General features: G+C 46.3%; 2 protein-coding genes and 1 pseudogene. 1 reads left to right on the top strand and 2 read right to left on the bottom strand.

The features are described 5' to 3' along the window. Positions 1-127 precede the first annotated feature (127 nt). Positions 128-631: pseudogene (locus O9332_RS21720) on the top strand (pentapeptide repeat-containing protein); the annotation flags it as partial. Between the two features lie 339 nt (positions 632-970). Here the strand turns inward: O9332_RS21720 and O9332_RS21715 are convergent. Then, on the bottom strand, positions 971-1,108 hold the full coding sequence (locus O9332_RS21715; protein ID WP_002739211.1) for a photosystem II reaction center protein K: 138 nt from the start codon (positions 1,106-1,108) through the stop codon (positions 971-973). A gap of 50 nt (positions 1,109-1,158) precedes the next feature. Further along, a complete protein-coding gene (gene tgt, locus O9332_RS21710) occupies positions 1,159-2,283 on the bottom strand; it encodes a tRNA guanosine(34) transglycosylase Tgt (protein ID WP_288027369.1) in 1,125 nt (374 codons plus the stop codon). Positions 2,284-2,481 lie beyond the last annotated feature (198 nt).

Below are 2,481 nucleotides of genomic sequence, written 5' to 3'. Positions count from 1 at the left end.
TCAAAAACCTTGCATTATCCTTCTTGTGGTACATCGCTTGGTACAAAAAACAAGGGCAACAAAGCCTGAAACGACCGACTCCTGACGACCGGCTACTGACTCCTACCCCCAGGAAAAACTTTTTCAGCAGACCCTACTTAGAGAAGCGGATTTAAGTGAGGCGATTCTTTGGGGGGCAGATTTAAGTCAAGTGGACTTTTATCGAGCTTGTTTACGCGATGCGGACTTAAGCGGAGCTAATCTCATCGAAGCCAATTTAGAAGCCACTTATTTAACCAAAGCCGTCTTAAACGGTGTTAATCTCAACAGTGCTAATCTCCAGCAGGCCCTATTAATCGATACGGATTTTCGCTCCACTTCCGACCAACGCACGGACTTGGGCAAAACTAACTTTTGCGGAGCCGATCTCAACTATGCTAATCTGAGCGGCTCCCTGTTATATCGAGCCAATTTCGCTAATTGCCGACTTTGCCGGGTTAATTTTCGTGCTAGTCCCGAAAGAGACGGATTTATTACCGATCTCACCCGGGCCAGTTTCCGGGGTGCGGATCTCAGTTATGCGGATTTGCGCGGGGCAATTTTAGAAGATGTGGACTTAACCGGTGCTGATTTAACTGGGACTTTGTTTTAATCTGGGAAGCTTTTTCAGTAATCAGTAAACAGTAATCAGTGAAAAGATGTCATTTCACTTAAAACTCAAATCTGTTCACTGATAACTGCTCACTGATAACTGATAATTGAGGGTCGATTTATTTAAGGCTTGCTGAATAAATCTAAAAACCTTGTTGGATAAGACTTTTAGACTTTTTTTCCCTCAAAAAGTGCCAGCCATTGCGGGGATCGGGGGGAAAATTCTGGGACTTTTTCCCTGAAAATTAGGTAACTGACTACCTCAAAATCGGTAAAACCCCACACCCCACACCCCACACCCCACACCCTGCCACCACCGAAAAGCTTTTTGCCGCAAACCCTATTTAAACCCGACGGATGCTTGCCAAACAAAGGCCAGCAAGAGGAAAAATAGGGGAATCAGGGGTAAGACATCGACTAGGGGGTCGAAAATTTGGTATGCTTCTGGCAATTTGGCGAACAAAAGTGCAGTTTCCATCTCTCTATCTACCTTGACAAGAAAATTTTCAAACGTTTCCTGAAATTTTATCACGTTGGGGTAACATCTACGGCATCCTCAAGCCAAGGGGCAAAATCTTGGGCAAAAGTCCCCCCTAGGATAGATTGACGAATTTCACGGGTAAATCTGATTAATTCGGCGATATTGTGCAGAGATAAGAGAATATAACCCAACATCTCCCCCGATTTAATTAAATGATTCAGATAGGCACGGCTAAAGTGTTGACAGGTGTAGCAGGGACAAGTATCGTCTAAAGGGGCGAAATCCTCCTTAAAACGGGCATTTTTGAGGTTCCAACGCTCTCCCCGCACTAAAGCCGTGCCATGGCGACCAAAACGGGTGGGAATGACGCAATCAAACAGATCTATGCCACTAGCGATCGCCTTGGCCATTTCTCGATAGGTTCCCACTCCCATCAGGTAACGGGGTTTATTTTCGGGGAGTAAAGGGGCAGTTATCTGGACAATGCGATGAATTAGGCTCGTTTCTTCCCCCACACTCACGCCCCCGATAGCATAACCGGGTAAATCGAGTTTTACTAAAGATTGCGCCGCCGCTGCCCGTAAATCCTCATAGATTCCCCCTTGTACTATGGCGAATAAAGCCTGTTCTTGAGGTCGTTGATGGGCCGTCAGACAGCGCTCTAACCAGCGATAGGTGCGTTCTATGGATGCTTTCATGGTCTCATGACTGACTCCCGTGGGGGGACATTCATCGAAGGCCATAATCACATCAGCACCGAGGGCATTTTGAATCTGAATCGATTTTTCCGGCGTAATTTCGATTATTCTACCGTCCCGCGGTGATCGAAAGGTGACTCCCGATTCTTTAATTTGCCGGAGTTGACTGAGGCTAAACACCTGAAATCCACCCGAATCTGTTAATATTGGCTGATTCCACGCCATAAAATCGTGTAAACCTCCCGCTTTCTCGATAATACTTTCTCCCGGCTGCAGATGCAGGTGATAGGTATTAGCGAGAATCATTTGCGCTCCCGTGCTGGCGATTTGAGCGGGGGTCAAACCTTTCACCGTGGCCAAAGTTCCCACGGGCATAAAACGGGGTGTTTCTACCGGTCCGTGGGGAGTATGCCAAACCCCAACCCGCGCACCAGTTTGGGGACACTGGCCGATTAATTCAAAGGAAAATCCCACTGTTTCAGTTATCAGTTATCAGTTATCAGTTATCAGTTATCGGTTATCAGTATTTTTTCGGCTCTTCGGGACTTGTTATGGTTCGATAGGGGGGCATAAATCGACTCAATCCTTATCTGGCAAGAGATTTAATTGATTAGTTCGCTCCAGATCGCAAACAATTGACAAAAATTGCGGCAATGTCTGTCTCTATAAAGG

Source organism: Microcystis sp. LE19-10.1B, assembly GCF_027530565.1.
In the GTDB taxonomy this organism is placed as follows: Bacteria; Cyanobacteriota; Cyanobacteriia; order Cyanobacteriales; family Microcystaceae; genus Microcystis; species Microcystis aeruginosa.
The sequence above is the reverse complement of the archived record's forward strand: the minus strand, read 5'-3'. Positions and strand labels throughout refer to the sequence as shown.

Excerpts from the sequence above, each read along its gene's own strand:
- O9332_RS21715 (WP_002739211.1), bottom strand. The coding sequence starts at position 1,108 with ATGGAAACTGCACTTTTGTTCGCCAAATTGCCAGAAGCATACCAAATT.